The 25,379-nt window shown below is 67.8% G+C and carries 13 protein-coding genes and 1 tRNA gene (1 of these 14 only partly in view); 5 read left to right on the top strand and 9 right to left on the bottom strand.

Annotated features, from left to right (window positions below; all coding sequences use genetic code 11):
* On the top strand, positions 1 to 1,174 hold a 1,174-nt coding region (locus ACWEH3_RS16355), incomplete at its 5' end, for a DUF418 domain-containing protein (RefSeq protein ID WP_452358340.1).
* Positions 1,175 to 1,770: 596 nt separating this feature from the next.
* On the opposite strand, the gene ACWEH3_RS16350 is transcribed toward ACWEH3_RS16355, so the two are convergent.
* The 3 genes from ACWEH3_RS16350 to ACWEH3_RS16340 form a co-directional block, all read right to left on the bottom strand.
* Complete coding sequence (locus ACWEH3_RS16350) at positions 1,771 to 2,238, bottom strand: transposase (RefSeq protein ID WP_450024620.1); 468 nt, start codon at positions 2,236 to 2,238, stop codon at positions 1,771 to 1,773.
* Positions 2,239 to 2,626: 388 nt separating this feature from the next.
* A complete protein-coding gene (locus tag ACWEH3_RS16345; RefSeq protein ID WP_450024618.1) occupies positions 2,627 to 3,205 on the bottom strand; it encodes a hypothetical protein in 579 nt (192 codons plus the stop codon).
* Positions 3,206 to 3,971: 766 nt separating this feature from the next.
* A complete protein-coding gene (locus tag ACWEH3_RS16340; RefSeq protein WP_450024616.1) occupies positions 3,972 to 4,223 on the bottom strand; it encodes a hypothetical protein in 252 nt (83 codons plus the stop codon).
* A 616-nt stretch (positions 4,224 to 4,839) separates the two neighbouring features.
* Here ACWEH3_RS16340 and ACWEH3_RS16335 point away from each other — a divergent pair.
* Positions 4,840 to 5,163 (top strand): hypothetical protein, encoded by a 324-nt coding sequence (locus ACWEH3_RS16335; RefSeq protein WP_450024614.1) that lies wholly within the window; start codon positions 4,840 to 4,842, stop codon positions 5,161 to 5,163.
* A 290-nt stretch (positions 5,164 to 5,453) separates the two neighbouring features.
* Here ACWEH3_RS16335 and ACWEH3_RS16330 read toward each other — a convergent pair whose 3' ends face one another.
* Positions 5,454 to 5,894: a MarR family winged helix-turn-helix transcriptional regulator gene (locus tag ACWEH3_RS16330; RefSeq protein WP_450024612.1), complete on the bottom strand. Its 441-nt coding sequence runs from the start codon at positions 5,892 to 5,894 to the stop codon at positions 5,454 to 5,456.
* 68 nt (positions 5,895 to 5,962) lie between these two features.
* Here ACWEH3_RS16330 and ACWEH3_RS16325 point away from each other — a divergent pair, with 68 nt between their 5' ends.
* Positions 5,963 to 6,319 (top strand): hypothetical protein, encoded by a 357-nt coding sequence (locus ACWEH3_RS16325; protein WP_450024610.1) that lies wholly within the window; start codon positions 5,963 to 5,965, stop codon positions 6,317 to 6,319.
* Between the two features lie 99 nt (positions 6,320 to 6,418).
* Here ACWEH3_RS16325 and ACWEH3_RS16320 read toward each other — a convergent pair whose 3' ends face one another.
* From ACWEH3_RS16320 to ACWEH3_RS16300, 5 genes are all read right to left on the bottom strand, one after another.
* Complete coding sequence (locus tag ACWEH3_RS16320) at positions 6,419 to 7,804, bottom strand: hypothetical protein (RefSeq protein ID WP_450024608.1); 1,386 nt, start codon at positions 7,802 to 7,804, stop codon at positions 6,419 to 6,421.
* Between the two features lie 107 nt (positions 7,805 to 7,911).
* Positions 7,912 to 8,997, bottom strand: coding sequence for a tyrosine-type recombinase/integrase (locus ACWEH3_RS16315; protein WP_450024606.1), 1,086 nt, complete (start codon positions 8,995 to 8,997; stop codon positions 7,912 to 7,914).
* Positions 8,994 to 9,452 (bottom strand): hypothetical protein, encoded by a 459-nt coding sequence (locus ACWEH3_RS16310; RefSeq protein WP_450024604.1) that lies wholly within the window; start codon positions 9,450 to 9,452, stop codon positions 8,994 to 8,996. The genes ACWEH3_RS16315 and ACWEH3_RS16310 overlap by 4 nt, the downstream gene beginning before the upstream one ends.
* 109 nt (positions 9,453 to 9,561) lie before the next feature.
* Positions 9,562 to 9,646 (bottom strand) — tRNA-Leu (locus ACWEH3_RS16305).
* Positions 9,647 to 9,778: 132 nt separating this feature from the next.
* Positions 9,779 to 10,648 carry an NAD(P)-dependent oxidoreductase gene (locus tag ACWEH3_RS16300; RefSeq protein WP_450024602.1) on the bottom strand — a complete coding sequence of 290 codons (870 nt, stop codon included), beginning with the start codon at positions 10,646 to 10,648 and terminating at the stop codon, positions 9,779 to 9,781.
* Positions 10,649 to 10,791: 143 nt separating this feature from the next.
* Between ACWEH3_RS16300 and ACWEH3_RS16295 the strand changes: the two genes are divergently transcribed.
* Positions 10,792 to 11,142, top strand: coding sequence for a winged helix-turn-helix transcriptional regulator (locus ACWEH3_RS16295; protein ID WP_450024600.1), 351 nt, complete (start codon positions 10,792 to 10,794; stop codon positions 11,140 to 11,142).
* 178 nt (positions 11,143 to 11,320) lie between these two features.
* On the top strand, positions 11,321 to 25,379 hold the 5' portion of the coding sequence (locus ACWEH3_RS16290) for an SDR family NAD(P)-dependent oxidoreductase (protein ID WP_452358339.1). Its footprint extends 7,616 nt past the window's final position; only the first 14,059 of its 21,675 coding nucleotides appear in the window; its start codon is at positions 11,321 to 11,323; its stop codon lies beyond the right edge, outside the window.

The following is a 25,379-nucleotide window of genomic DNA, read 5'->3' as shown; positions in this document are numbered from 1 at the left end:
CTCTCGCGACCTGCGTCAACGAGATCTCGCCCTTGCGGGCGACCGCGACGACATCGCGGCGGAACTCTTCGGGATACGGCTTCGGCATGGGGGACATCCTTCCAGCGAGGAGCAATCCTCACAGGTCAGGAGTCAACCAAACCGAGGGCAGTCCCGGGCGACGGTCGAGGCGCTGTTCGCCGGACGGTTCTTTCTTCTGTTCGCGCTACTGTTCGGTTACTCGTTCACCCTGCAAATCGCGGCAGCCGAACGGGCAGGCGTATCGGTCAACGCGCGCTTACTGCGGCGGTGCCTGGCGCTGCTGGTGGTCGGGCTGCTGGATGTGCTGCTGCTGTGGGTGGGTGATGTGCTCGCCCTGTATGCTCTGGCCGGTCTGGTGCTGATCGCCCTGCGCGGGGTGCGGCCGTGGTTCGCGGTGACGCTCGGTGCCGTACTGTACCTCGGTTGGAGCTGCTGGGCGCTGCTCCCCGCCGACACCGGACCGCTGCCGATGCTGTCACGGGTCATCGAGCAACCGCGGATTCACGATGGTTATGCGGGCGGTTTCATCGATACCTTCACCACCCAGGTCTCGCTGGCACCGGGAGTTTTCCTCTTGGTCCTGTTCACTCACGGTGTGCCAAGCCTCGGCATGTTCTTGGTCGGGATGGCTGCCGGTAAACGAGAGATTCTCGCCGATACCGTGGTATTGGAGCGATGGACCAGACTCGCGTTATGGGCGGGTCTGGGTTTCGGCCTGCCGGTTTCGACCGTGACCTTCGTGGAGACAATGAAATGGTGTCAGGCACCAGCGTATTGGGCAGGGGTCCAGGACCTGGCAAATCCGTTGTTGACCGTTGCCTATACCGCGGCGATCATGCTGATCACCCGGTCTTCGACGGGCCGCTGGGTTTCGAAATGGCTGGCAGGCGCGGGCCGGATCGCGGCCACCAACTACATCATCCAATCGCTGGTCCTCGCCGTCCTCTACACCGGCTACGGTTTCGCGCTGGCCGACGAGGTGCCGATCCGGTGGGTGGTGGTGCTCGCGCTGTGTACTTTCGCCGGGCAACTGGTGGTGAGCAGGTGGTGGCTACGCGAACACCCTTACGGGCCGGTGGAGTGGGTATTGCGGCTGGCAACATATCGGACCGTGCCGCCGTGGCGGAGACCCCGGTTCGGAGGTCGCACGTAACCCAACCCAGCAGCACTTCGACGTTGACGATCACGGCTGCCCGCAGTATCACCCGGCGATCAAGCCACCGTGTTGCCGAAATCGCCGAGGGCGTAGGCCCCGGTGTCCTTCGAACGCGGCGCTGAAACCGAAAGCATCCGCGTAGTCGACGAGCCTTCGCCGCCTACACGATGGTGAGCGCGCGGTCGGTCGGCGCGACATCCACTACCACCTGGCCCTTCGAGACCAGCCACAGCGCCAGGTGGTCGCCCAAGCCTTCGGCGTTCTCGACCGGCCAGGTTCGTTCGGGCCACGCTGCGCCCAGGCCAGTAGCTCACGACAGTCAGGGAAGTTCGCATCGATTCGAATCGAGCCATGGTCGGAGTTCGTCGCGGGGTCGATGGCGGTGGCGGCGTGGGTGGACTTGTGCGGATCGACGCCGATCAGCATCATCAGGTTCGGTTCCTCGTCTTTGCCGGGTGGGGGATTCACGGCCGATATGTCGACTTCAAGAACCGCTCGCAGTAGCTTGTCGTCACACCTCTGTCGAGTCAGACCGTGAACGGAGACCCGGGCAAGGTGGGGTTGTGTCCGGCAGACCTCCGATTCTGCTAATGTCAAGCGGCAGCGGTTTTGGGGGCGTGATTCGGCAGGTCGTGGGCTTTGATCGGATCGTAGGGTTGCTGGGTTTGCAGGCAGTGGTGAAGCTGTCCGAGCATCTTGTTGAAGAGGTGCCGCATCGCGGGTGTGTGGCCGTCGCCGTGGTCGCGTCGGCGCCGGTAGTGGTCCCGAGCCGGGCCCTTGTTCATGATCATTGCGGTGACCCAGAGCCAACCGACGGCGGCGAGGCGATCGTTCTTGATTCGGCGCCGGGTGATGGCGATGACCTTGCCGGACGCTCTTGTCACAGGAGCGGACCCGGCGTATGCCTTCAGTGCCCGAGCATCGGCGAACCGAGCACGGTCATCGCCGATCTCGGCGAGTATCCGGGCGTCGGTGAGGTCGGCCAGGCCGGGAAAGCTGGTGATGATGGTGTAGTCGCGGTGTTTGCGGAATTCCGAGGAAACCACCCCAGCAGCACTCACCGCCTAACCGAATTCCGGATCATGCGGTGACCACCCCACTTACACCACGCCCCAGGACTTGACCGCAGGTGGACACATCGCGGCAAGCCGCGCTCGAAGCCCTTCCCCGCGGCGAGCAAGTTCCTCTGCCGGGTGTACTGGCCCGCATCGACACTGCTGAACTGGACCGAGTGAGATGGTTGTCACCCCAGGCCGCGCAGGGGTTTGATGGTCGTCTACCGCGAGAACTCCTTGCCGCGCTGCAATCGTGTGGCTTCCGTCGGTTGCTGCGGAAGGGGCCACAAGAAGAGGGTTCGGAGCGGGCAGCGCACCGGGTTGATTCGTTTGCATCAAACGAGAGACGTTGTCGGCGAGCGGACATAGTCGTCAGCGTCGCGTTCTCCCGCCCCTACCGAGATGCCTTCTTCGATGCGCGCGAGGTAAGCGAGCCTACGGCACGTGGCAGGCGCAAACCGCAATACGGTATCATCGATCCTCTTGTTCGGTAGCCGTGTTGGAAGCCGGTCAGCTCGGGGCGGATCACGGCTGCCGCGGCGGTGGCGTCGGTGATGGCCGGCGCCGTGTCTGGCGCGAACCGGATGAGCGGTTCACGACCGGGTTGGTGGCCCTCGACGATGGTCTGGAAGATCTGCCGATCGAACTCCGTGCGGGGCTGCCAGTACATGTGCGGACCGTGTTGCACACCGATGTTGCGTTGCTGCATGTCTTCGATGATCGGCCAGTACTCGTGCTCATCGAGCATGCTGCCGTCGGTGTGGCGGATATCGAACAGGTCGTAATCACTGGTGACCGGGCGCAAGATGTCCTGGTTGTCTCGCATCTGAACGACGCCGTCACGGACCGCGACCTCCCCACTGGCTGAGTATCGCTGCATCTCAGGGCGCAACGCGTGGAACTCGGTGCGGCGCATATCGTAGCGCTTGCGCAGGACGGTGGGGTCGATGCGGGCAGGCACGGTGGTCGGCATGACCGGTTCGAAGTATCCGACCAGGCCGAGGTGTTCGGGTGATATGCCCAGCACCGTGTCGAGTTGGTTGATGCTCTTCGCCTTGATCGACATCGGTTTGGGCAGCGCACCTTTCTCTATCCACGGGATCGACGCCGGGTTGGCTGGGCGGATATCTATAACGATCTCATGTTGCTCGGCGAACTGCTGAAAGTGCCGCTGGTTCGCTTCAGGGATGCCGTAACGAGCGGCGATGTCCGAGGCCGTGGTCGATACACTGTCCCCGAAGTGAGAAGACGTGCCACCCGCTGACCGGAACGAGTGTCAACGACACCCGATCTGGTGCCTCGTAGCCGGTCCAGGAGCGCCCGGTTGATGGTGCTCTCATACATGCACCCCGGCAACACCCAAAGCTACCCAGGTGGACCCGGCATTGCCTGCCTCCAGCAAACCGAACGCAAATCTACGCTCGGCTGCGGGCAGCCAGCAGATATGCCTGTATTTCGCGAGCAACGGCCTGGAGACCGAAACCGAGACTTCAGGCCGTCGCTACCGGTCACCCCGCCCCGGTCACCAGAGCCTCCGGCAAAACTATCTCCATCAGCCACAAGACGGATCAAGAACGACCGCCTGGCGGCGCTCGGATGGGTCTGGGGCACCACCCGTCAGAACCGCACCGGTCCGGGAGCGGGTGGCCTCAGCAGCAGACGATGCGAACAACGGCCCGGGAGGGGGAGAGGAGTATGCGTTCCCGGGCCGCCGCCGTCACGCGGCTGCTCGGGTTTGATCAGTAGCCGACGGTGAAGGTATGCAGATCCCACCTGCTGTAGGACTCGACGCGCTGGCAACGAGCACCCAGATCACTGCTACGCCAGCCATCCGCGGCTCGCTCGCACGCCAGACGGCTCCCTTCGAATCCGCCGTTTTCGCTGTCGTAGTAGGACCCTTTCCAATCAGCCGCCGCGGGTCCAGCAACCACAACGAGCACGGTAACCACCGCCGCTGCCACACCAGCAATCACTCCGAGTGTCTTCTTCACACCGACACCTTATGCGGCACCCATCGACACCCATCGACACGCGTGTTCTCACTGCTGGAACACCCCCAGCAATCCCGAAGCCGGGCGGGCAGCGTCACGGCCACTGGCCAGGGCAGTCGGTGTCAGGCGTGAAACCGTGTACGCGCACTCGCGGGCAGAGGCCGCCACGGCCTGGCCGCCTGCGAGAACGGTTGGATCCTGAAAGCGGGTGAGGACATCGGAGGCGACGGCTGATCTCTGGAGGTATCGCGTAGTGGCGCGGATGCGTTTCGACGCTCCTGGGTAAATGCTGTACGAAGACCTCCCGAGCGGGCGTTTCGCTTGATCGACCGCCAGCCGACCCGGGGAGCGCCGCTCGCTCGAACACCAGGTTGGGTAGCCGCATACATAGATAGATGTATGCCGATGTGAATTGCCGATGCGGGGCAGATACCTATCCGATGAAGATGGTTAACGTGCAGCAAGCACACTGCGGTGGCAACACCGTCATCTGATGTCCGGCCGTTTACCTGCGCGTTTTTTCTAGTGCGGGCGAGGCCGTGGAGAGCAAAACTCTATCCGGCTGGGCACAGACGGGTGTCTGTGGCGGCCGACCGATCCGGAACTGGTTCCTACGATGACTGCACTACTACCTCTCGCCTACGGGTACTTGCGCGATGACTTGATCACCGATCGCGACCGCGATGCGGGTGAGGACACTTTGCGGGCCGCGGCTACATCGCTGGGCTTCGAACTGGCCACGATGTTTTACGAACCGCCACCACAGGGCGGGCTGCTCCCACCGGCATTCGTCGATCTGATCCAGGAATGCCGCCGCGCCGCGGCGCACGCGGTGATCACCTTGCCCGGGCACCTGTCGAACATGTCGATGGCCCGGATGGTCCTGCAGGAGGTCTTGCACGTACGCGCCGAGGCCGTCATCCACGAAATCGGGGACTGACCGGGGGCGCGGACTTTTTGGCACGAAACAACCGCCTGGAAGCCGTGAGGGTATGTCCAGGGCCGTTGCTGGTCACCCGATGGGGGCTGTCGGTCAACCCCGGGCGAGGTCTCCGATGCTACCGAAACGCGGCACAACGCAGCGAGCGGCGACCACGTTCGCGGGGTCCGCGGGGCAGCGGCGTCCTGCTCGATACTGCGCATCCGGAAGATCAGGTCCGCGACCTGAAACCACCGACTTGACATCGACTCCACTCGCCGAACCGGCGGCCGAACCGGGCGGCGTTGGGGCTAGCGCTGGATCTTGGTCATGAAATGCGTCAGCGCGGTGTGCACCGCCGCTGCGTCCTGCTGGTCGAGCGAGTTCCGTAGGTCGCGGTCCAGTTCGTTGACGATCGCGACACTGCGGCCGAGTAGCTCACGCCCGTGGTCGGTCAGTTCCAGGGTGTGCACGCGACGGTCGGCGGCGTCCTGGATGCGGACGAGCGCATTCATGGCGGCCAGGCGATCCGCGAGAGTCACCACGAGGCTCGGCGCGACCCCGAGCGCGTCCGCTACCTCGCGTTGCGATCTTGCCTGACCGGCATCAACGACGGCCAGCACGCCGACTTGCTTGTGCGTCAATCCGAGAGCTTCGATCCGGGCGCCGAACGTCTGGGTTATCCGCGTGCCGACCAGTCCGAGCCGAAAACTCAGCGAGTCGAGTAGATCTTCACCGTTGACACGATTCACGGAGAAGATACTATCGTGAGCAAATGATTCAGACCTGAATGATTATCAAGTGAACGGTAGGTTTCGGGATGTCGAACTGGCTCGCTGCGCTTAACGCGGCTGTCGCAGTGGTCACCGTAGGGTTCGCGGTGACGGGCATTGCCGCGCCCACAGCGTTGGCGCGATCGGCTGCGGTGGCCTCGACGCGGTACTACGCCGCCATGTATGCGGCACGGGCTGTTCCGGTCGGGGGCGCGGTCGTGGTCGGGGTATTTCTGTCGATTTCGAACGGCGCCTGGATCGCCCTTCTCGCCGTCGCGGGGGCGTGTCAAGTCGGGGATGCGGTGATAGGTCTTTGGCAGCGGAATCTTGGGCAGGTGGCGGGGTCGGTGCTCGTCGGCGCGACTCATCTCGCGTCGATGGCCCATTTGTTGACCACCAGGTGATCCAGCTGAGGTCCCTGGTCGGAATGCACGGTCAGTTGCAGTGTCGGGGACATGCGGCCGGTTCTAGTCAACGTCGCAACACAGACTGATTCTCGGAGGCTAGCAGGGCGATGAAAAGTTCTGCCGGGCAACGGTCTTGGAGGATTCTCCGGGGGCGGTGGTTGAGTTCGTCCTCGACGGCCAGCAGATGCTCGGGTGGATGGATTTTGAGGTTGGTTCCCTTTGCTCGGCGGTGGCAGGGTCGAAGCCCAGGGATTCGACACGGGCGATGATGCGGTCGACGGTGGAGCGCGCCCACGGCGTCGAGGTGATTGCGCTCATCTCGGTGGCGATCCGGTTGGCATTGAACCCTTGGGCGGCCAACTGCAGAATGGCCACGATCTGCGGGGCAGGCTTCTGCACGAGTTTGCGCAACACCAACTGCTCGGCGATCTCACCGCACGAGCTGACCGTCACCGTCGTCATGATGCCCCCCTCAGCGCTTGGTGTTGGTGCAGCAGACGGCTGAGATGTCGACTGCTCATCGAATCCGGTGGAGATGGCGACAGCGGTTGCCGCGTTGCGGTCTGGCGGTGCGAAACCCGCCGATTCAGGTCCAGCGGCCACGACCGTGGTCGCCGACGCGGGGTCTGCCGGTCGCGCCGCCACCGGCGCCCGTGCTGGCCGGACAGAAGATACGGCGCGGTCCGCAGAGCCGACACCGCTGTCATCCGATGCAGAAGACCCGTGCGCGGGCGTTTCGGTGCGGCGGGCGGCGAGCGTGGCGATCATTTCGGCGTTGCGGGCGGTGAGCCAGGCGTGCAACCACATCAACACCACCACCATGATCGGGGCGACGGAGTACTCCGCGGCGCGGCCGAGATCACCGGCAGCCAGGTGCGGGCCACTATTGAGCCCGACCGTGGACGTCAAGAGCACGGCCTCGAACAACAGGATCTTGGTGCGTTGCACCGTGATCCCCAGGCGGGCGGCGGTGGCGGCCTGGGCCATGATCTCGAGGATCGGCACCGAGATCATCGCCTCGATACCGAAACTCAGCGCCCACAGCAGCCACCAGCTCACCTCCCCGCTCGCGCCATCGGGGGTTAGGTTGCGGCCGACGTTGACCGCCGACCACAGCAACCCGATGGCCATGACCGCCCGCAGCCGCCACGACGAGCGGGTCGCACGGCGGTGCAGCATCCCCTCCAAGGCATCGGGATTGGTTTCGCGGCGCCGCTGTACGCGAACGCGCCGGTGCCAGCGTTGTTCGGCGGCGTCCTCACGCTCGATCGCCGCCGAGGTGCGGCGGTCACGCTCTGCGTCGGCCAACTCGGCACGGAACGCGCGTTTGCGTTGGCGGCGCTGCTTGGCGCGCATCCACACGCGCAGGGCCCGCTCGGCGGCGATCTCCCGTTCACTGTGCACGTCATACAGCGCGCTGTGCCCCTGCCAGGGCAACTGCTCCTCAGCCAGCGCGACACGCCGTGCCAGATCCGTCGGCATCACTCGGCCGCCACGACGAGACCACCATCGCCCCGACTCGACCACGAATTCCTCCGGCCGATCGCGCGAGTTGTTCGAGACTGCCTCGACGGAATCAAGACTGGTGGTCATCGTGCGCCCTCCAGAGCAGGAATGTTCGCCGAACCGCTCCGAGCCCGACCCGAGCTGGGCGGTGTTGTGGCCAACGGGCGGGGTTCGCCGGTGAGGTGAGCGATGGCGGCGGCGACTTCATTGATCGTGGCGGTGGTGTAGATGCCGGTGGTCCCGCTGCCGTTATGACTGTGGCGGGCGAACTCGCTCGCTACGGCCGGGCCGTAGTGGCGTTCGACCCACGTCGTGGTGGTGTGGCGCAGCCAGTGGATGGAGATGCCATGGGTGTGTACCCAGGGCAGGTGCTGGCCGAGGCGTTCGAACAGGCCGTTGTAGCGGCGGCGGGTGATCGGTTTCCCGTTTCGAGCGCGCAGCAACTGCTCGTTCGGTGCCGCGCCGCGCTGTTCGGCGTGGCGGCACAACGCGCGCATCAAGGTGGGGGAGACCGGCTGCCACAACTGAGTGCCGCCCTTCTCCCGCAGCAGGATCAGCGACTGCACCGGATCCAAGTCCTGCGGCCGCAACGCCAGCGCCCCGCCGCGACGGCATCCGGTCTCGGTGTGCAGCCGCAGCAACAACGTATCCAGCTCGGGGTCGTTGCCCGTGGTCGCCGCGACATGCACGATCTGTGCGAGCAGATCACTCTGCAGCGCACGACGATTCGAGCGCGTGCGCTTGGGCTTGGTCAACCGGACTGCAGGATTGTCGCGCGGGTCGATCACCCGGTTGTCCTCGGCGTGCTTGTACAGCCGCCGCAACACGTCGATGACATTGCGGACCACGTCACGACCCCCGCGGTCGCTGCGGCGGATCACCCGCTGCGCACGGATCGCCTCGCACAACCCCTGCAGATCCGCGGTCGTCGGCTCATCAAGGCGCCGTGCGCCCCATCCGGGCTGGGCGAGGATCTTGTTCCAATACGTCTCGTAGTGGTCGCGGGTCGACCCTTCCGGCATGGATGCCAGCACCTGCGGGATGTACTCGGTGAAAGTCGGCACCGTACGAGCAGATCCGGTCCACACCGATAGATCGGCCAGGGTAAGCCCGAACCGCTCCATCATCATCTGCACGGTGGCGACGTCGGCGTCGGTGCGCGCGCTCATGCGTCGGCTCCCTCGGCGAAGCGATGCGCAAGGATCTCATCGAGCACATGCGCCGGGTACACCACTAGCAGAGCGTGCTCGGGGTCGGCGGCCAGCAGGACCCGGTCGTGGACTCGGATACCCGCGCCGCGACGGATCGCCGCCGGCAGGGGCAGGTGCCCATGTTTGGTGACGCCGCGGCGGCCGTAGCCGGGGCGGGTGATCACGATCAACCCACCCGCGATCCGCCACGACAACTGGTCACCAGGGCGCCAGTTCAGCGCCGTGAGAACGGTCTTGTCGACCACATGGCCGTTGGAATCGACGGGACGAATGCTGTGCACCGCCGTCCGCCGCGGCGGTTGCTCGACATTGCCCAGCGGCAGCCCCGGCACGCCGGGCACGGTGTCGAGGCCACTGCTGGCCGTTGCCGCAGCGAAGGAGGGAACGACCGGAATCAGTGTGTCATCGGTCACACTTCTCACCCCCCGAGGGGGTAAAACCGCAGGTCGCGCCGGGAATCCGGAAGAGGGTGTCCAGGCTGCGCCCGGACCCGATTTCTGAGGCATATTTGCCACGTTTTTGTGTCCGGAGGGGGACTTGAACCCCCACGCCCGATAAAGGGCACTAGCACCTCAAGCTAGCGCGTCTGCCATTCCGCCACCCGGACCGGTGTGCCCAGCAAGATTATCGGATCATCTCCGTGTGGACCAAATCGCGGCTTGACCTGCTGATTCTTGAGCGCTTGCGGGCGACGGTGTGGGGGCCGCACCGGTGGAAGGAGTGCGGCCCACACGACGGATCAGAGAAGTTCTTCGAAAGTGCGTTCGAAGCCGAAGGCTCCTCGGCCGTCGGCTACCTGGCGGTCGAGGAGGGTTTTCAAGGGGGCGACGAAGTCGGGGGTGACGTGGGCGTCGCGGCTGGCGCGGTTGATCGCGTCGAGTGCGGCTTTGTGGAAGGCGATGGACTGGATGGGGTCGGTGTAGGTGGCGGTGTCGATGACGGCGCCTTGGTGGGGCAAGGATTGGGTCATCGCGTTGAGCCATGCGGCGGCGCGTCGTCCGAATTCGGCGGCGGGGACGCCGACTGACCGCATCATGGCCGCGCCGTGCAGGAAGCCGCCGAACATGGCGTACATGGCCGCCAGCAGGGCGAAGTCGTAGGTCGAAGCGAGGCCCGCGTCCTCGCCCAAGTATTCTGCGGCAGCGAGTAATTCGAGGGACTCGCGGTGTGCGTCGAAGACCTTCTGTGAGCCGCTGTAGAGGATGGACGCGCCCGGCTGTCCGATCATGGGTGGTACCGCCATGATGCCGCCGTCGAGGTAGTCGCAGTCGTGGCGGGCCGCCCAGGCGGCGAGTTCGCGGGCCTCGTTGGGGGCGGTGCTGATGAGGTTGATCAGTTGCCGTCCGGCCAGTCGGTGGGCTACCGGGTCGAGGGTGGCGTGCACCGAAGCGTGGTCGAGCAGTACGGCGATGATCGGGCCGTCGGTGTCGATCGCCTCGGCGATGGTGGCAACGCTCGTGGCTCCGGCGGCGCGGAGGTCGGCGTCCTTGCCGGGGGTGCGGTTCCACACGGTGGTCGGCACCCCCGCCTTCAGGAAGGTCGCGGCGAGCGCCTGTCCCATCGCGCCGAGTCCCAGGATGGTCACCGGGGTCTTTATGGTCTCCGCCATTGCGGGTTCAGCTCCTTTGGGATCGGGAAGTTCCTGGTCAGCGCGCTGAAGTCAAGAGTGCTCGACAACCGGCTTGCGGGCAAGTACCTACTATTTTGTGGGGTACTTACCGATTGGTTTGTGAACAGTTCGAGGGGTGGACGATGGGCTCGAAGCGGTCGGGGCCGTACTTCTGCGGGATCGATGCGGCGATGGATGTCGTCGGCGGCAAGTGGAAGGCGCTGATTCTCTGGGAGCTGGACAACCACCGGGTTCGGCGCTTCGGCGAGCTCCGCAAGGGGCTGCCCGGCGTCTCGGAGAAGATGCTCATCCAACAGCTGCGGGAGCTGGAGGAGGACGGCATCGTCGGCAGGACCGTCTATCGGGAAGTGCCGCCGCGGGTGGAGTACCGGTTGACCGACGTCGGGATCGCGCTCAACGTCGCGCTGGAGCCGCTGGGTGCGTGGGGGCGGGAGCGGATCGATCGGATCGGCGCGCGGCGGGTGCATGAGTAGCTCGGAAGTGAATCCTTCAAAAGTGAATGTTTCACTTGGGCAACATGGTTCAGCGGAAGATCAAGCTACTAGTTGGTAACTTGAGTTAATTTTGTGCACATAGAAGATAATTGACGCGTAACCGGGCGCGTCGTATGTTCCACATCACAACTTTTGCAAGATGTGGGTGGCTTCGCAGATGTCGGATGATGGGTACGACCTACGGGTCTTGCTGACGCGGGCGCTCCGCCGGATTCAGGAGTTGGAGGCGCGGCCGCAGCGCGAGCCGATCGCCATCGTGGGAATCGGCTGTAGCTTTCCCGGCGGCGCGGAATCGCCGCAGCAGTACTGGGAACTGCTGTCCTCGGGCCGCGACGCGATCGTCGAGGCGCCGGAGAACCGTTGGGTGGTAACGGATTCGGCGCCTCGACGGGCGCGGCGGCGAGCCGGGCTGCTCGCCGGTCCGATCGATGCGATGGACGCGGAGTTCTTCGGGATCGCACCGCGCGAGGCGGCGTCGATGGATCCGCAACAGCGGCTGGCGCTCGAAGTTGCTTGGGCGGCAATGGAAGACGCCGCTCTGGTGGCGGGCAGTCCGGCGGCTGCCCGCACGGGGGTGTTCCTCGGTGTCAGCTGGCAGGAATACCAGCGCACGATCACCCCGGACTGGGTGAGTTCGGTTGACGCGCACACGCTCACCGGGACGATGTCGAGCATCGTGGCCGGGCGGGTGTCCTACGTGCTCGGCTTGCGCGGTCCCGCGGTGGCGATCGACACCGCATGTTCGTCGTCGCTGGTGGCGGTGCATCAGGCGTGCCGCAGTCTGCGTACGGGGGAGTGCGACGTCGCGTTGGCGGGCGGCGTGAATCTGCTGCAATCCGAGCTGACTTCGGAGGCGCTGGCCCGTATGGGCGCGCTCTCTCCTGATGGGCGCTGTCGTCCCTTCGACGCGCGCGCGAACGGGTATGTGCGCGGCGAGGGCGCGGGTGTTGTTGTGCTGAAGACGCTTTCACGGGCGCTCGCCGATGGTGATGAGATCAGGGCGCTCGTCCGAGGCTCGAGCGTGAACCACGACGGTCGTTCCATGGGGCTGACCGCACCGAATCCGACGGCACAACGCGAGTTGCTGCTCGACGCGTTGACCGACGCCGGATGCGCCCCCGATCGGATCGGCTACGTCGAGACGCACGGCACGGGCACACCGCTGGGCGATCCGATCGAGATCGAGGCGTTGTCACAGGTTCTCGGCGCGCCACGTGTGGATGGGTCGGTGTGCCTGCTGGGTTCGGTGAAGTCGCGGATCGGGCACCTCGAGGCGGCCGCAGGCATCGCCGGGCTGATCAAGGTGGTGCTGCAGCTGCAGCACGAACGAATTCCGCGTCAGCACGATTTCGCCACCATGAACCCGAAGATCAGGCTGGACGGCACGGCGCTGGCGGTACCGACCGACGACGTCGCCTGGCCGCGGACGCAGCAGCCGCGATCGGCAGGGGTGAGTTCGTTCGGATTCGCGGGCACCAACGCACATGTGGTGCTGGAGCAGGCACCCGAGCCCCTGGCGCGTGCCGATCCGAAAGAGTCTGCACTGTTGGTCATTTCGGCGCGCTCCCGGTCGGCCCTCGATGCGCTGGCCCAACGCTATGCGGAGCAGTTGGACCGGCAGGAGATGCCGCTGGCCGACGTCGCCGCCACCGCGGCGCTGGGACGCACGCATTTCGCGTACCGGCGAGCGGTCGTGGCCAGGACAGCCGAGGAAGCGGCGCGCGAACTCGCGGCACCGTCAGATCGGTCCATCGATCCGGATCCGGGCAAGCCGCGGGTCGCGATGCTGTTCACCGGGCAGGGTGCGCAGTACGCCGGGATGGGCGCGGCGCTCGACCGCAGGTACCCGGCTTTCCGCACGGCGCTCGACCGGTGCGACGAGTTGTTGGGACCGCTTCGCGGCGGGCTGCGCCTGCGGTCGGTGCTGTTCGAGGCGGACGACGATGTGCTGGCCCGTACCGAGTACGCGCAACCGGCCTTGTTCGCGCTCGAATGGGCCTGCGCCGAGCTGTGGTCGGCGTTCGGCGTCCGCCCCGACGTGGTGTTGGGACACAGCCTCGGTGAACTGGTCGCGGCGACCGTCGCGGGCGTATTCGACCTCGCCACCGGCTTGCGGCTGGCCGCCGAACGGGGCCGGTTGATGCAGGCCGTGACGCAGCATGGGGCGATGGCGGCGGTCTTCGCCGCGCCCGCGGAGTTCGAAACACTGTTGGACGAGCTCTCGGCGAGTGTGTCGATTGCGGCGGTCAACAGCCCCGGGCAATTCGTCGTGTCGGGATCGGTGGACGGCGTGCAGCGGGTTGTGCGGGCTGCCGAGGAACGGTCGATCCGTGCCGTGCGGCTGCCCGGGACGGCGGCTTTCCACTCGCCCCTGCTGGATCCGATGCTCGACGACTTCGAAGCCAGGGTCGCCGAACTGGTTCCCGCCCCCCGAGCGACGGCGATTCCGCTGGTGTCGAACGTGACCGGCACGCCGATCGAGGGCCTCATGGATGCGGCGTACTGGCGCGCGCACGCCCGTGGCACCGTCCGTTTCGCCGAGGGTGTGCGCTCGACCGCCGAGTCGGGCGTGGATGTCTACCTCGAGGTGGGACCGCATCCGGTGCTGTCGGAATTCGGGCGGCACACCGACCCCGACGCTGTGTGGGTACCGAGCATGCGCCGGACGTCCACCGATGACGAGGTGCTGCTGAACGGACTCGGCGAGCTGTATCGCCTGGGCGCTGAAATCGACTGGAGCGCAGTGGTTCCGGTGGACGCGCGCAGGCGCAACGGCCTGCCCACCTACCCCTTCGAACGAGAGCGGGTCTTTGTGCCGATCGAGAGCCCGTCGCCGAGCACCGGATATCTCGCCGAGCATCGGTTCCGCGACCGCGCGGTGGTGCCCGCGGCGGAGCTCGCGTTGCGCGCGTTGCGTGCCGCCGGAGGGGCGAGCCACGAACTGGTCGACTTCATCGCGGCGCGACGGGTGCCGCTGGAGGAGTTGTCCGAGCCGCTGGTCTCCGATGTGGGCGACCGCGCCGAGGTGCGGTTCCACGTCGACGAGGGCGCGGTCACCGCGGTGTCCGCGAAGGTTCGAGCCGCCACGAATCGACCCCGCGATTCCGACGAACTGTCCGCGGCGCGGCTCGCGCTGTCCACCGAAGAGAATGTCGCGGCTTTCTACCGGCGTTGCGCGGACGCGGGATTGACCTTCGGTCCGCGATTCCGCTGGATTACGCGGTTGCGGTCCGGAGAGGGCCGCATGCTCGCCGAACTGAGGCGCCCGGCGGAACTCGCCGACGAACCCGACGCCTGGCTGCCCTGTCTGCTGGACGCCGCGATCCAGACCGGTCTGGCGTTGGTGTCCGCAGGCGGCGACGCGGCGCGACTGCCGGTGGGTATCGGCCGTCTGCGGCTTTCCGGCCAGGATGCGGGGGCAATGGCGTGGGCGCTGGCCGAGCGCACCGGCCGCACGGTTCGTCTCACGATTTTCGATACCGCCGGCGCGGTGGTCTGCGATATCGAAGACGTATGGTTCGCCGAGTCCGGCACTGCCGGGCAGCCGCAGGATCGGGATCGCATGTCCGGCTTCACCCACCGTCCGACCTGGGAGCGCGTCGTGGGGTCCCCGAGCGGAGGGGCGACCGCCGCCGCGTTGGTGGTCGGCGTCGGGCAGCAGGCGGACCGGCTCGCCGCCGCGCTGCGCGCCGCGGGTACCGATGCGGTGGCCGTGGAGCGTACGACCGATCCTGGCGTCTGGCCCGGCGACGACCGTGCGGTGATCTATCTCGCCGATGTCGACGCGGACGACAGCGCCGAATCGGCACGGGTGGAAACGCGATTCGCGCTCGCGGTGGTGCAACGGATGGCTCGGATGGTTTCCGACGCACCGTTGTACCTGGTGACGAGGGGGGCGACCGGAGCGCTCGCCGGGGAACCTGTGCGTCCGGCCGCCGCGACCCTGTGGGGACTGGGCGCGGTGGCGCGCACCGAACTGCCCGAGTTGCGTTGCCGCTTGATCGACCTGCCCGCGGACGCGCGCTGCGACGACCACCGCTTGGTGGACGAAATTCGGTCCGGCGCCATGGATTCCGCGATCGCGCTGCGCGGGCGTCACCGTTACACGACGCGGATGCAGCCCTCTGACGAACCGGGCGGGGCACCCGAGGTGAAGCGCGGCGGTGCGTATCTGATCACCGGCGGACGCGGCGCGCTGGGGTTGACGGCCGCGCGGACGCTGGCCGAGGCCGGTGCGGGCACGATCGTGCTGGCCGGGCGCAGCGGCCCCACCTCGCGAGACGAGCGGAAGATGGCGCGGGTCGCGGCTTTGGGGGCGCGAGTCGAGACCGCGGTGGTCGATGTCGAAGACCGGGATGCGTTGTCCCGCCTGATCAGCCGCTTCGGTGTGGAGTTGCCGAGGCTGGCCGGGGTCGTGCACTGTGCGGGGGTTCTGGACGACGCCCTGTTGTTCGAGCAGACCGCCGGGCACATCGACCGGGTGTTCGCGGGAAAGGTCGCGGGCGCGTGGCACCTGCACGAGTTGACCGAGGGACAGCCGATCGATCTGTTCGTGCTGTTCTCCTCGGTCAGCGCCGTGGTGGGCACCGCGGGGCAGGGCAATTACGCCGCGGCGAACGCGTATCTCGATGCTCTCGCCCGCCTGCGGCTGGCTCGAGGGCTGCCTGCCCTGAGCATCGCGTGGGGGCCGTGGGCGGGCACCGGCATGGCCGAAGGGCTGAGCGACGCCGCCCGCCGCGCGTGGGCACGTCACGGTGTCGGCGAGCTGGCCGCCGAAGACGGTGTCCGAGCGCTGCGCTCGCTGCTGTCGGCGGAGGGAGTCGTCTCGGTCTTTCCCGCCGTCACAGAGGTTTCGGCGGAGCCGGAACCGATCGCCGCGGTCGAGGCCCAGGATTCGCGCGATCCGGCGGAACTGCGGGAACTGGTGCGCATCCACGCCATGACGGCGCTCGGCCGCACGACAGCCGTTTCCGACCGCACGCCGCTGCGAGAACTCGGGCTCGATTCGATGATGGCGGTCGAGCTGCGCAACGCGCTCTCCGCGGATCTGGGGATGCGACTTCCGGCGACGTTGCTGTTCGATCATCCGACGGTCGCCGCGGTGTCGGAGGAGATCGCCCGGCTCGGCGTCACGTCCACCCCCGGCCACACGGCAGGGCAGCAGGCCGAACAACGACCGACCACGCGCATCTCCGAGCAGCTCACACACTCGGTGTACCCAACGGAACTTCCGGTTACACCTAGTACACCGAACGTGTCTCACCTCACATCCCGGGAATCCGTCACTGCCCCGGATGATTACGCCGATGCGATCGCGATCGTCGGCATCGGCTGCCGTTATCCCGGCGGCGTGCGCGGACCCGCCGATCTGTGGCGCCTGCTGACCACCGAAACCGACGCGGTGACCGAGGTACCCGCGCACCGCTGGGACGTGGACGCCGTCTTCGATCCGGACCCGGATGCCGACGGCAAGACCTACACCCGCTGGGGCGGTTTCGTCGATGGTGTCGAGGATTTCGATGCCGGATTCTTCGACATCTCCGTCGGTGAGGCGCGGATGCTGGATCCGCAGCAGCGGTTGCTGCTCGAAACGGCGTGGGAGGCGCTCGAACACGCCGGTTATCCGGCGAGCCGCCTGGAGGGCAGCCGGACCGGCGTCTTCGTCGGTGTGATGTCCAACGACTATGCCGAACGGATGGCGCGGGCCGACCTCGCGCCCGATGCCTGGTTCGGCACCGGAAACCTCTCCAGCGTCGCCTCCGGCCGGCTGTCGTATTTCCTCGGCGCGCAGGGGCCGAGCCTCACCATCGATACCGCGTGCTCCTCGTCGCTGGTGACCGTCCACACGGCGGTGCGCAGTCTGCGCAGCGGCGAATGTGATCTGGCGCTGGCGGGCGGCGCCACCGTGGTGCTGACGCCTTCGCTCGATATCTATTTCGCGCGGGCGCGCGGCCTGGCCGCCGATGGCCGGTGCAAAAGCTTCGACGCGCGCGCCGACGGCGTGGTCTGGAGTGACGGCGCGGGAATGCTCGTGCTCAAGCGGCTGGCGGACGCGCGGCGGGACGGCGATCGGGTGCTGGGGCTGGTGCGCGGCTCCGCGGTCAATTCCGATGGCCGCAGCCAGGGATTGAGCGCGCCCAACGGTCCGGCGCAGGAACGGGTCATCCGCGCGGCGCTGGCGGACGCGGCCGTCGAGGCGGGGGACATCGATTACGTCGAGACGCACGGCACCGGCACGGCACTCGGTGATCCGATCGAAGTGAATGCCCTGGCCGCAGCACTAGGGGAGGGTCGCACCGAAACCGCGCCGCTGTGGATCGGGTCGGTGAAGTCGAATCTCGGGCACACCCAGGCGGCGGCGGGCATCGCGAACATCATCAAGGTGATCGAGTCGATGCGGCACCAGCGTATTCCCGCCTCGCTGCATTTCCGTTCGGGCAATCCGCATATCGACTGGGATTCGGTCGCTATCCGGGTGGTCGCCGAGGAGCGGCCGTGGCGGCGTTCGCGGCGGCCGCGGCGGGCGGGGGTGAGCGCCTTCGGGATCAGCGGGACGAACGCGCACGTGGTGATCGAAGAACCGCCGCAGTTCGCGGCGGCCGATGCCCCCGACGAGGCCGGGCCTCATTTGCTGGTCCTGTCGGCGAAAAGCGCCGATGCCCTGCGCGAGCTGGCGGCTCGCTACGTGGATCTCCTCGTCGCCCACCCCGAGATCGCATTGGTGGATCTGTGTGCGCGCGCCGCGCTGGGCCGAACACACTTCGGTGAGCGCGTGGCGATCGGTTTCGACACTGCCGCGCAGCTTCGTGCCGCGCTCGAGAACGTCGCCTCCGGGGTCACCGTGAGCGGGTCGGTCGCCGAGGTGTCGGGCGGGTCGCTCGAACTGGCTCGACGGTATGTCGATGGCGCCGAGATCGATTGGGGTGCCGTCTATTCCGGTCACCATTGGCGACATGTCGATGTCCCGACCTACCCGTTCCAGCGCAAACGGCATTGGCTCGAGCTGACGCCGCGCCGGGACGACTCGAGTTCGTCACGCACCCTGCGGCTCACCCCGGAGATGTTCGCAGGGCATCGGCTGCGTGGTCGGCCCACAGTGCCCGCGGCGTGGCTGAGCGCTCAGCTGAACGAAATCGCCACTCGACTACCCGGGGCCTGGGAAGTCGCGAAGCTGCGGCTGATCACGCCGCTGGAGGTCACCGCCGAAGCGGTGCTGCGCGTCGTGGTCCAGCCCGGCCCGGACGGCCACGATGTGCGCTTTCTCGGCTCCGACGACGCCCGAGCCGGTTATGCGCAAGCGAAACTTACTGCGGCGCAGTCTGATCCGGCGGACCCGTATGAGGCCGGATCCGCTGTTTCCGATGCGCGCATCTGGCCCACTTACTACGACACTCTCGCCCGGCTGGGCCTGGACCTGGGCCCCGACTACCGCTGCGCCGTGGACTTCCGGCGGATCAGCGAAACCGAGGCCGAGACGGTGTTCCGGTTGCCCGGTGACGGCACGGCGCTCGATCCGATCCTGCTCGATGCCTGTCTGCACAGCATCGTGGTGACAGCTACCGGCGGCCAGGAGTTGTTCTTGCCGTCGGAGATCGATCGTGTCCGATTCTTCGGCAACCCGACGGCCAGGGATGCGACCGTGCGGTGCCGGGTACGGGTGACCGAACGAGGGAGGCGGATCATCGTCGGTGACGCCACCCTGTACTCGGAGTCCGGGCGACCGCTCGCCAGCGTTCAGGGTGTGAGCCTCCTGGCCGAGAAGTTCGATACCTTGCCGAAATCGGCTGCTGCGGAGTCGGACTCGACAAGACTCGCCCGTCTGCTGCATCACGTGGAATGGGTTCCCGTCGAGGGCGGCGTGCGCCAGGAACCCGCGGGTCGCTGGCTGATCTTCGGTGACGGAGCGGTCGGGGACGCCGTCGCCGCCGGATTGAGCGCGCGGGGCGCTGAGATCGTGGCCGTTCGTCCCGAGGACGGGCCCGCAGCGTCTTCCGAGGCCGCGAATTCGTTTCAGGGCATCGTCTTCGCGTGGACGGCGGCTCCCGCCCGGGTTCGCATCGAAGCCGCCCTGCGGTTGACGCGCGCTCTGGACTCGGCAGTGCACCGGACCGCCGCGCTCTGGTTGCTGACCGTGAACGCCCAGCGCGTCGACCCGGCAGACCGGCCGGACCCCGATCAAGCTCTGCTGTGGGGTTTCGGACGCACGCTGGCCACCGAGCACCCCGAGTTCGGATGCCGATTGCTGGACCTGCCCGCGGAAACCGTCGTGGACAGCGCCTCGATCGTCGATGGTTTGCTCGGCGGCCGCGCCGCAGGCGAATTCGCCCTCCGCGACGGCCGTTGGCTGACCGCGCGCGTCACTGAAGGCCTCGCGTCCACCGACTACCGGTTGGTCGCGCACCGTTCCGGCGAGTTCGAACGGATGCGGTTGGAGCCCGGTACCCGACGCGCACCGGCAGCCGGGGAAGTCGAGATCGTCGTCGCCGCCACCGGCCTCAACGCCCACGACCTCTGGGTGGCCTCGGGCATCCATCCGGATGGGGCGGGACCGCTGGGTTCCGAGTGCGCGGGCCGGATCACCGCGATCGGTGCCGGGGTAGCGCAATTCGCGGTCGGTGACCGCGTCGTCGCCTTGGCAGCCGACAGTTTCGCCCGCCACGTGACGGTGGACCAGGCCATGGTGGCCCGGCTGCCGGACGACCTGCCCTTCCCCGACGGCGCGACTGTGCCGTATGCCTTCACCACCGCCTGGCACGCGCTGTTCGACCTCGGCGGTCTGCGCGCCGGGGACCGGGTGCTCGTCCACGGCCCCGCCGACGGCATCGGCATGGCCGCGGTCCAGCTCGCCGCGCACGCCGGAGCGCAGGTGTGCGCGACCGCCGCCCTGTGTCGCTGGGCGCGGAACGCGGGTCTGCCGGTCACACAGATCCATACCTGGCGCAGCCACGAGTTGGGTGAACGGGTTCGGGCGGCGACCGCCGGGCACGGACTGGACGTCGTCGTGCACACCGCGGGGGACGGCTTCCCCGCACACGCATCCGAAATACTGCGTGCGGGAGGTCGATTCGTCGAGATCGTCGACCCGGTGCAGACCGGAACGGTGCATCGGCATACGGATGTCGACCACCGGACCTTCGATCCGGCCACTATCGACCCGCGGCGACTGGGCGCTGCCTTGCGCAGTGTGCTGGCGCTGTTCGAGCAGCGCGCCTTGACCACGCTGCCGCACGCGGCCTACGGAATCGATCGTGCCGCCGAGGCGTTCCGCGCCATGTCGCAACGAGATCATCCCGGTCGCGTCGTCCTGCTCGGCAAAGACGTCCCGGTCGCCGCGCGCGGCGACCGGTTGCCCGACGGCACCTATCTTGTGACGGGAGGGTTCGGCGGCCTCGGCGCCGCGGCCGCGCACTGGCTGGCCGACCGTGGAGCACGGCATTTGGTGCTGGTAGGCAGACGCGCGCCGGATCCGGCAGGGGAACGGCTGCTGGAATCGCTGCGCGCCACCGGCGCTCGAGTGACGGCGCGGCAGGCGGATGTCGGCGACCGCGCGGCCGTCGCGGGACTGCTGCACGGCATTTCGGAATCCGGATTCCCGCCACTGCGCGGCGTGGTCCACTGCGCGGGAGTGCTCGACGACGGCGTGATCAGCGAGCAGACCTGGTCGCGGTTCGAGACCGTGCTCGGACCCAAATACCATGCGGCGCGCCACCTCGATGAGCTCACCCGCGATCAACCGATCGAACTCTTCATCACCTACTCCTCCGTTGCGGGTGTACTCGGCACCCCTGGCCAGGCGAATTACGCCGCGGCCAACGCGGCATTGGATGCGCTGGCCTGGCGGCGGCGTGCCGAGGGACTGCCCGCGCTGAGCATCGGGTGGGGACCGTTCGCCGATGTGGGCATGGCCGCCGATCGGCCCGACGTCACAGCACGTCTCGTGCGGCGCGGGCTGCCTCCGCTGTCCGCGGGCGACGCGGCCGCGGCGCTGGAGCACCTCGTCCGGCACGACAGTGCTGCCCCTGGCGTGTTCGAATTCGTGCCCGAGCGGTGGAATGCGCAGCGCGTGTCGCAGATCGCGCCGGCCGTACCGGCGACGATTCCACCGGAGACCACCGGGGCACCGCGAACGCAATCGACGTCCGACGATCTCGCTCCGTGGGAGGCGCTCGTTCAGCGCGTCGCGATGCGGGTACTCGATCGCGCGGGCGAACTCGATCCTGATCTGCCACTGCACGACACAGGCGTCGACTCCCTGACCGGAATGGAACTGCGGGCCGCACTCGCCGTCGAGGTCGGAATGCCGCTGCCTGCCGGGCTCGTCTTCGACTATCCGACCGTGCGTGAGATGGCGCGGTTCCTGCACCGCAAGGGCGCAGCCGCTCCCATCGGAGGCGCAGCCGCTCCGGCCGGAGGCACGAACGTGGCCGCTGCTGACGTGCCCTCGTACGCGGCAGATTTGCCTCTGGCCGGGGCTGACGACTTGTCCCCCGCCGGGGCTGAGGTGCCCCGCGTCGTCGCCGACGTGCCTGTGGTCGCGGCTGACGTGCTCTTGCCTGGGGCTGACGTGTCCGCTGTCGCGGCCGACGTGTCCGCGGCGCCCGCTGACGTGCCCGTCGCGGCTGACGTGCCCTCGGTCGCTGGCGAGGTGAACCCGGTCGCACCCACGCCGCAGTACCCGATCGCGGCTCCACCAGAACAGTCTGCGAGACAGATTGTTTCGACAGGCATCGACTTCGAGAGCGACCGGCCCGGCGACGACCCGATCGTCATCGTCGGCATGAGCTGTCGTTTCCCCGGCGGGGTGCGCACACCGGAGGACTTCTGGGACCTGCTGTGGCACGGACGCGACGCGATCACCGAGGTGCCACCGCAGCGCTGGGACATCGACGCCTACTACGATCCCGACCCGGCGTCCCTGGGCACGATGTACACCCGCTGGGGCGGTTTCGTCGACGACGCCGACGAGTTCGACCCCGCGTTCTTCGGTATCGGCGCGGCGGAGGCACGCGCGATGGACCCGCAGCAACGCCTGCTGCTCGAAACCACGTGGGAGGCGCTGGAGCGCTCCGGCCGTGCACCCGGCGCGCTGGCGGGCAGCCGCACCGGCGTGTTCGTCGGACTGTGCTTCAGCGAGTATCCGGCGACGCCGACCCGAGCCGACCATCCGACCGCGATCGGCGCCTACTCGGTGATCGGTTCGGCGCCGAGCGTCGCGGCCGGGCGCTTGGCCTACGTTCTCGGGCTGCAAGGCCCGGCGATGACGCTGGACACGGCATGCTCCTCGTCGCTGGTGGCGCTGCAAGCAGCCGAAGACGGGCTGCGAGCGGGCCGTTGCGATCTGGCACTGGTGGGCGGGGTGAACCTCCAGCTGGCTCCGGAGACCACCATCGGTTTCTGCCGTCTGGCCTCGCTGTCGCCCGAAGGGCGCTCGCGAGCGTTCGACGCCGACGCCAACGGCTACGTCCGCGCCGACGGCTGCGGCGTGCTGGTGCTGACCCGGCTGTCGCAGGCCCGGCGCAACGGCGATCGGGTGCTGGCGATCGTGCGCGGCGTCGCGGTGAATCACGATGGACGGTCCAACGGTCTCACCGCACCCAACGGCCCGGCCCAGCAGCGCGTCATCACCGACGCGCTGGAACGGGCGGGCCTGCGGCCGGACACGGTGGACTACGTCGAGACACACGGCACCGGCACCCCGCTCGGTGACCCGATCGAGGCCACCGCGCTGGCCGAGGTGTACGGATCGGGCCGCACGCAGCCTCTGCTCATCGGGTCGGTGAAAACCAATATCGGGCACACCGAGGCGGCGGCAGGTGTCGCGGGCGTCATCAAAGCCGTGCTCATGTTGCAGCACCACCGGATCCCGCCCAGCTTGCACTTCCACACTCCGAACCCGCTGATCGACTGGGCCGGGCTGCCGTTGGAAGTGGTGCGCGAGGCGCGGGACTGGCCGCGCACCCGGCACGAACCGGCGATCGGGGTCAGCTCTTTCGGGATGAGCGGCACCAATGCGCACGTCATCCTGGCGCAGGGTGATCCGGTACCCGCACCGCGACCGGAGTCGCCGACCGCGCAGGTGCTCGTCCTGTCCGCACGCGACGAGACCGCCCTCGCCGACAGCGCCCGGCGTTGGGCAGACCGAATCGACTCGGCGCAGGCGACACTCGGCGATCTGGCCTACACCGCCGCGACCGCGCGGACACACTTCGAAGAACGGCTCGCGGTGGTCGCCGGCACCAGCGCCGCCGCGGCGCGAGACCTGCGTGCGCCGATTCCGATCCGTGGTCGGGTGGAGCGAACCGCGCGCACGAAGGTGGCACTGCTGTTCACCGGGCAGGGATCGCAGTACCCGGGCATGGCACGCGAATTGTTCGACTCCGAACCGGTCTTCCGTGACGCGCTGCGGCACTGTGACGCGGTGCTGGGTCCGATCGCGGACGGTATCGGGCTGATCGAGGCCGTCTACGGCGAGCACGGTCCGGAGCTGTTGCGTCGCACGGTGTTCACCCAACCGGTGTTGTTCGCGGTCGAGTGGGCGCTGTGGGAGCTGTGGCGGGCGTGGGGGATCGCCCCGGCGGCGGTGCTCGGGCACAGCGTCGGGGAATACGTCGCGGCCTGCGCCGCCGGCGCGATGAGCGTGGAGGATGCCCTGCGGCTCGTCGCCGTGCGCGGTCGCCTGATGCAGCGCCTGCCGGACGGAGGCGCGATGGTGGCCGTCGACGCCCCCGCCGAGCAGATCTCGCCGCTTGTCGCACGGTATGCGCCCGCGGTGTCGATCGCGGGATACAACGGACCGGCTCAGGTGGTGGTCGCCGGACCGCGAGCCGCACTCGATCCGCTGCGCGAGCAGTTGTCGGCCGACGGTATACGCTCCGCCGATCTCACCGTCTCGCACGCCTTCCACTCCGCGGCGATGGACCCGATTCTCGACGACCTCGCCGCGGCGGCGTCCCGGGCGAGGATGTCCGATCCCGCGATTCCGCTGATCTCCAACCTCACCGGTGCGGTGCTGCGCCCGGGCGAACTCGACCCGCGGTACTGGGCGCGGCATGCGCGTCAGCCGGTGCGGTTCGCACAGGGCTTGCGGGCGCTGGCCGAGCTGGGGATCGACGAGTTCCTCGAAATCGGGCCGCATCCGACCTTGTCCGCGCTCGGCGGGCGCGTGCTGGGTGACTCGGCGCGGTTCGTCGCGTCGCTGCGTCGCGGCCGTGGCGATCGCGAGACGATGATGACGGCGCTGGGACGCCTGTATGTCGGGGGCGTGACGGTGGACTGGGAGCAGGTGCACCATCCGCACGATCGTCGGCGCGTGCTCGCCCCGACGTATCCTTTCCAGCGGCAACGCTATTGGGTCGAGTCCCGGTCCCGCGCCGCTGTGGCGGCACCGAGCAGCGCCGGCGACGGGTACCCGCCGATCCCCGTGCAGTCCGGCAGCACCCTGCCGGAGTCCGGTACCGCATCGGCGCCCGCCGTGGGCTATTCGTCGCGTCCGGTCGGCGCGGGGCACTCGTTGGTTTCGAGGCATCCACATGCCGAGCTATCGGATCGCGGCGTCACGATCCAGCCGGCTCGCGGCGACCAGACGGTCCCCGGACCGGGCGTCGCTGCCGAGCTGAACCCTCTGACGCACCTCCGGGCCGTGCCTGCGCCGGTCGACGTGAGTGCCGTCCCTGATGCGGGTCTTCGGGCGCGACGAGAGATGGCTGCGGTCCGGCAGGCAGAGCATTCGATATCGAGCAGCACCGCAACGTATTTCGATCTGACGCTCGGGCCGGATTCTCCGCCATATCTGGCCGACCATGTCGTGGATCGGACGGTCGTCGTGCCCGGCGCCTGGTTCGTCGCCACCATCGCCGACATCGCGCGCGGACTCGTCGCCGGTGACGTCGTCGCGATCGATGACCTGGTGATCACCAGGGGACTCGCGCTGACCGGCCCGCAACCGGTACGAATCGGCTTCGACCCGACCGCCGACGGATTCGCGGTGCACGTGCAGACGGAAAGCTCGGGCACACACGCCCGCGCCCATGTCCGCACCGGACCGCACCGGATCCCGGCCGCTGCCTCTCTCGGGGAGATTCTCGGCGCCTGCCCGGAACACCTTGCCGCAGCGGAGTTCTACCGACGACTGACCCGCGCGGGCCTGCCTTACGGACCGGCGTTCCGCCGTGTCGTCGGCCTGCGCCTTGGTCGGCGCGAAGCCTTGGCCACCTTGT

It is taken from the genome of Nocardia sp. NPDC004718 (genome assembly GCF_053601535.1).
This window is presented reverse-complemented; position numbering and strand designations above follow the sequence as displayed.